Source organism: Bacillus mobilis (assembly GCF_001884045.1).
Taxonomy (GTDB): domain Bacteria; phylum Bacillota; class Bacilli; order Bacillales; family Bacillaceae_G; genus Bacillus_A; species Bacillus_A mobilis.
Genome location: NZ_MACF01000026.1, coordinates 24,346 through 30,499, shown reverse-complemented (window position 1 = coordinate 30,499; position 6,154 = coordinate 24,346). Strand labels below are relative to the sequence as shown.

Genomic DNA, 6,154 nt, shown 5'->3' with positions numbered 1-6,154 from the left:
TGCGGATCGAAAAGCATTTTATGTGTCACGTATTCGCTGGAATACACAAGTCTATCAAAAAGAGAAAGATGGAAAATGGACTCTTCTCGATTTAGAAAAATTGACGAAAGATCTAGCTGAAGGACAAATATTAGAATTACCAGAAATCTATATAGGACTTCGCCAAAAACATAAAACACGCCTTGTCATATATCGTCTAACACAAACTGAGTGGGCGAAACGTTTGGAACATCACAAGAAAGCGAAAAAGAGGATGCCGAAATATGCAAGTCGGATCAACCTTCTTATTACGAACGTATCTAGTAAACACCTTCCGCACAATGAAGTGAAACCTGTGAAACTGGAACGATTTCAATGTCATTTATATGGGCAATTAATTGGTTTGTGTTTGGTAGCTAGCATTACATATCGAATGAGAAGACTTATATGGGAGAAAAAACAAAAAGAGGTGAGTGAGTATAAGTGTACATATATCGTCAAAATTTACTTCTCTAGTATACACGACGTGCTTTTCACAACCTTTCAACATCCTGTATCAGTGCTAACCAGGCTCTTTCAGGATCTTGTCAAAAACGGAAGAAAAGCATGAAGGTATAAGTGTCGTACACCGTTCGATATCCTTAGTATCACTCAAGAATGTACGAAAAGACTTCACAAAGCCGTATAAAAAATACGAAATCCGGAGAGTCTTATTTGAGTATGTCCAAAACCGTACTCTTCTACTCCCTATTGTAAAAAAATGAGTCCGATGCCAAAAGGCATCGGACTCATTTTTTTAACTTGATGGCTATGGTCCATATGGGCAGCTTATTTTATTTTTTCGTTTAGCAAAAGGTTAGCGGTTCTCTCGTTACCATCAAGTTGAAAAATGTATATGAATTCAACTTCTGTAATATATATCCTGAAAATCGGTTTATAGATTTGAAGGGGTATTTCTTTTTAACCACATTAATTATTTACTAGAATATCTTTTTTAAATCAAAATAAAATTTTTCGGTAAAGAAATATATAAGTATTTTTAAAATAAGTAACTTAGATAAACAATATTTTACTGTGTTTTTTGCTGATCAATTCCGTTTTAAGTGATAGGGACAAGGGTTTTGTACTAACTGTAAAATATTATCCATGTAAAATTATATCCAATTAATATTTCTGAAAATATAAAAATATTAATTTTATAAATATACACGTTATAATGAGGGCGTCGAGAGAAATTTTATTATCTCTGGAGAAAATATAAAAAATGCGATTACTAGTAAGAAAGGTGTGTGGTTAGAGGCGAAATGTATGTAAAGTGCTTCAGTGGCTTGTGTAATCAATACCATAAATGCTGCCGAAGCTATTAAAGTGATGTATAGAATTGAGAAAGAAATGCCTCACAAATGATGAGAGGCTGGTTTAGCTAAAATTACTGTTAAAAGTAAAAAAGAGAAACCATTAAAGTAATACACTGTTATTAAAAATGTTGCAACGTATTATATGAAGTCTATTCTATATTGTTCTCTTAAGCGGTCTTTATATAAAGAGCGGATATTACGAGTAAACAATTTTGTGAACGCTAACAATTATATTAGGACGCTAACTAGCGAGTGTTTCAATTTGGATTCATTTTGATGAAGGACATACAATGTAGGGCAACTTGTAAGGAATTCATTTTCTAAAATAGGAAATGTTCGTTAGCGATAAAGAGAGACGCGAGAATAGAATACAAGGGGGAGCTATTATATGAACGGGAATACTGCAAAGAAAATAGAAGTTCAAGCTGAAAATACCGCACTAAAAAATGAGCAATATGCAGATCCGAAAAAGTGGCATAAGCAGGATACTACATGGGCATTGAGCTTATTTGGAACTGCAATTGGAGCAGGGGTGCTCTTTTTACCGATTAATGCAGGTTCAGGTGGATTATTATCATTACTACTAATTACATTGCTTGCATATCCAGTTATGTATTACTCACATAGGGCACTTGCTAAAATGATATACGCTTCTAATTCTGCTGATGAGGGGATCACAGGTACAATTAGAGAGTATTTCGGAAATAAAGCAAGTATCATTTTTAACATCGTATATTTCGGTTCAATTTATACAATCGTACTAATGTATTCGGTTGCACTTACAAATACTGCAAGTAGTTTTATCGTGCATCAATTGCACATGCCAGAGCCTCCAAGAGCTATTTTATCACTTGTATTAGTTCTTGGTCTTATCGCTATATTGAATTTTGGTCAAGATATTACTGTAAAGATCATGAGTATGCTAGTGTATCCTTTCATAGCTTCTCTACTGTTTATCGCAATATCTTTAATTCCACAGTGGAATACGTCAATGCTTAGCTTCTCAGCTGTTTCTACTGCTTCAACAGGAACAGGATATTTTGGAACGATATTGTTGATTCTACCAATCATCGTATTCTCATTTAATCATTCACCTATGATTTCATCATTTGTTGTGAAGCAGAGAGCTACGTATGGCATAGATGCTACTGATGCTAAATGTGCGCAAATACAAAAAGTTTGTTATATCATGACATTCGCTGTAGTTATGTTCTTCGTTTGGAGTAGTACATTAAGCTTGACTCCAGAGGATTTAAAAATGGCAAAAGAGCAAAACTTATCAATTCTTTCATATCTTGCTAATGAGCTTAATTCACCTGTAATCACGATTGCAGCTCCAATCATTGCTTTTGTGGCTATTACAAAGTCTTTCCTTGGCCATTATATTGGAGCGTTTGAAGTAATGCGTGACATGATTATTAAGTTCGGTAAATCACGTGGGAAAGTAATTGAAGAAAAAACAATTAAGACAATCGTTCTTACTTTTGTTGTATTATCATGCTGGTTTGTTGCTTATACAAATCCAAGTATCCTTGGACTTATTGATTCTCTAAGTGGTCCATTAGTTGCTGCTATCTTATGTCTATTACCGATGTATGCAATCAATAAAGTACCAGTACTAGCTAAATACAAAGGGAAAATGAGTAACGTATTTGTTATTATTGTAGGTGTACTTACTGTTTTAGCAAGTATTAAATCATTATTCTAATTCACGATTGTTAGTTCTAATGCAAAATAAAATAGAACGATTTTGGGACAGGCTTCTTCGTTCGGAGAGTCTGTCCCTTTTTTAATGCGTAACAATTTTACCTTATTGATTTTATGTGAGGTTTCCGCATAATTGTAGCTAAGGGAGATGATTCTAGGTTGAGTAAACTGAATATTAGTACAACCGTTTCGGGTGATATAATTGTTACCCGTCTTATCGGCAAGATTAAAACAGATGATGTGTATGAATGGTTTAATTGCTTCGAGCAGGTTTGTCAGCAATTCATTTCCAAGGGACGGAAATACAAATTGTTGGTGGATAGAAAAGGATATACGCCAGATCATTTTTCTGTTCAAAAAGCATGGAAAGAGAAGTTTTTCAATGAAACGATTTTGAAACACAGTAAGGCAATTGCTTTTCTTCTTGAAGAAGGGGAAATACTGAATTATTTACAACAGTCCAATACAAAAGAATCTGTAAAATTTTTTGATGATTATGAACAAGCATTCCTTTGGTTGAATGAATATCCCATATAAAATTGTTAGCGAACCAGTTGTTTAAGTAACTGGTTTTTTTATACTTGTAAGTAGTAGCAGGAAGAAAACTGCTATACGAAATGTTTAGCACTAGAGGACATACATTTTTAATGAGTTAAATATAATTCATAATAGCACCAAGAAGAGAAGAGTACGTTTTACGGTATTAGTTATATGGAAAGGTCGTACGATAGAGTCGCATAAAGTGAGTAAGGGGGATAAACATATGAGCGCTTCAAATTTGAATGAAATCAGTAAACAAATTTTAATAGAGGAGGAAACACTTCAATTTTCCTCTTTTACAAATGAAGATGCTTTGCAAATAGGTTTATTTATCGTTGAAACGGCGAGGCAAGAAGGGAAATTGATTGCTGTTGATATAGCGAAAAATGGTGTGCAACTATTTCATTTCAAGATGACAGGGACAACTGCGGAAAATACGCAATGGATTGAGCGTAAAAAACGAGTTGTTTCTTTGCATAATCATAGCTCGTATTATATGCAGATACAAAGTGAAATAACGGGCGTTCCATATAATGAAAAGTATCTTTTAGATAGGTCGGATTATGCTGCGTTTGGTGGATGTTTTCCGGTCCAAATAAAAGATGTAGGGGTTATTGGAATGATAACAGTTTCAGGATTACCACCAGAAGAGGATCATGAATTAGTTATAAGAGCGGTTAAAAATCATTTGAAGCAATAGTAAAAAGGCAAAATCGAACAAGAATATGTTCGGTCTTGCCTTTTTATTATTCAGTTCAACATATTTCTAATAAGATGTTACGGGATTAATATCTTTAATTCGAGACAGTTTTCTTGACGATAATAATCTATGTAGTTAATATGTAATACATAACGTAATTAAATTACTAAAAGTTATTAAGTTATTTTATATAAGTTAAGGCAGGTAAGTAGTATGTGGTAAAAATGCTTTGAATTGCCACTATTAATATTGGGGACAATTAGAAAGCGGCAAATATAAAAAATTAAAAGTTAAGAAGCAAGAGTGAATCAACAATAATGGTAGCTTCTGTACAATGCATTTTTACTATAGTAACAATGACTATACATCACGAGGGGGACTGAAATTGGAATCAATGACCTTTGTTTTATTTGGAGCAACAGGGGATTTAGCTAAAAGAAAAATTTACCCCGCGCTATATAATTTATATAGAGATCAAAAGCTTCCAAAGCAAATATCCGTTATTGGGCTTGGAAGACGTGAAGTATCTCATTTAGATTTTCAAAAAAGAGTAAAAGAATCCATAGAAACTTTTTCTCGTCGCAGGGAAGAAGGTACTCCGGAAGTAGAAGATTTTTTAGAGTATTTTCGTTATTGTCCGTTAGATGTGAATAAGCCGGAAGACTATAAAAGGTTATTACAAGTAGTTCGTGAAAGGGAAGAAGAACAAAATATACAAGGGAATAGAATGTTCTACCTTTCAGTTACTCCTGACTTCTTTGAGACCATTGCTTTAAATATTAAGGGAAGTGGACTCGATGAAACGGATGGCTGGAAGCGCCTAATGATTGAGAAACCGTTTGGTCATGATCTTCCATCTGCTCGAGAGCTGAATGATAAGCTTAGCCGAACGTTTGAAGAAGACGAAATATATCGTATTGATCATTATTTAGGTAAGCCAATGGTTCAAAATATTGAAGCACTTGAATTTGCAAACCCTGTTCTCCAATCGATTTGGAATAAAGAACATATTGCGAATGTACAAATAACAGCGAGTGAAACAGTTGGGGTAGAAGAAAGAGCAGCATATTATGATCATGCAGGGGCCATTCGTGATATGGTTCAAAATCATATGTTGCAAATATTAATGATGACTGCAATGAATTTGCCGGAAAAGATAAATGCATGTGAAATTCGTGAGGAAAAACGAAAGGTAATGGAGACTCTTCGTAAAGTGAAAAAAGAAGACGTTCAGAACCATATCATTCGCGGACAATATGCTTCAGGGGAGATAAAGGGCCAACAAGTTGCAGCGTATAGAGAGGAGCCAGGAGTAAATCCTTCTTCTCAAACAGACACATTTGTTGCGGCTCGCCTATGGATCGATAACTCATTTTGGACGGGCGTTCCGTTTTATATACGAACAGGAAAAAGAATGAAAGAAAAATCTACTCGTATTGTAATTGAATTTAAAAATACATTAAAACAGCAATATCAAGATAGTAATCCAAATGCGGAGCCTAATTTGTTAATCATTGAAATTAGCCCAAATGAAAATGTTTCACTCCAATTAAATAGTAAAAATCCATTGAACAATGGCGAGCTTGAACCGATCCGTATTCATTTTACTTGTGAGCAAACAGGAATGGGAATACCTGAAGCTTATGAAAGACTTATCTATGATGCTGTATGTGGAGATTCTACATTCTTTGCACACTGGAGAGAAGTTGAATTGTCATGGGAATGGGTACAACCAATCCTTGAAGCATTCGAGGAAAACTTGTTACCACTTCATGAATATAAGTCGGGTTCGTATGGTCCAGATGCTGCGAATGCTCTGTTACAAGAAAGTGAGTTTAAATGGTGGTTAGATGAGGGATTGAAAAAATAA

Annotated in this window: 4 protein-coding genes and 2 pseudogenes; all 6 read left to right on the top strand. The window is 34.4% G+C overall.

The annotated features are described in order from the left end of the window. Positions 1-299 (top strand): annotated as a pseudogene (locus BAQ44_RS31730) (IS4 family transposase); the annotation flags it as partial. Positions 300-325: 26 nt separating this feature from the next. Next, positions 326-597: pseudogene (locus BAQ44_RS31725) on the top strand (hypothetical protein); the annotation flags it as partial. Between the two features lie 1,128 nt (positions 598-1,725). Next, positions 1,726-3,045: an aromatic amino acid transport family protein gene (locus BAQ44_RS03425; protein WP_071720732.1), complete on the top strand. Its 1,320-nt coding sequence runs from the start codon at positions 1,726-1,728 to the stop codon at positions 3,043-3,045. A 128-nt stretch (positions 3,046-3,173) separates the two neighbouring features. Next, positions 3,174-3,581, top strand: coding sequence for an STAS/SEC14 domain-containing protein (locus tag BAQ44_RS03420; protein WP_249024716.1), 408 nt, complete (start codon positions 3,174-3,176; stop codon positions 3,579-3,581). 226 nt (positions 3,582-3,807) lie between these two features. Then, positions 3,808-4,284 (top strand): heme-degrading domain-containing protein, encoded by a 477-nt coding sequence (locus tag BAQ44_RS03415; RefSeq protein WP_071720730.1) that lies wholly within the window; start codon positions 3,808-3,810, stop codon positions 4,282-4,284. Positions 4,285-4,669: 385 nt separating this feature from the next. Continuing rightward, positions 4,670-6,154 carry a glucose-6-phosphate dehydrogenase gene (gene zwf, locus BAQ44_RS03410; protein ID WP_071720728.1) on the top strand — a complete coding sequence of 495 codons (1,485 nt, stop codon included), beginning with the start codon at positions 4,670-4,672 and terminating at the stop codon, positions 6,152-6,154.

Coding starts and splice junctions, on each gene's coding strand:
- BAQ44_RS03415 (WP_071720730.1), top strand. CDS start 3,808: ATGAGCGCTTCAAATTTGAATGAAATCAGTAAACAAATTTTAATAGAG.
- BAQ44_RS03425 (WP_071720732.1), top strand. CDS start 1,726: ATGAACGGGAATACTGCAAAGAAAATAGAAGTTCAAGCTGAAAATACC.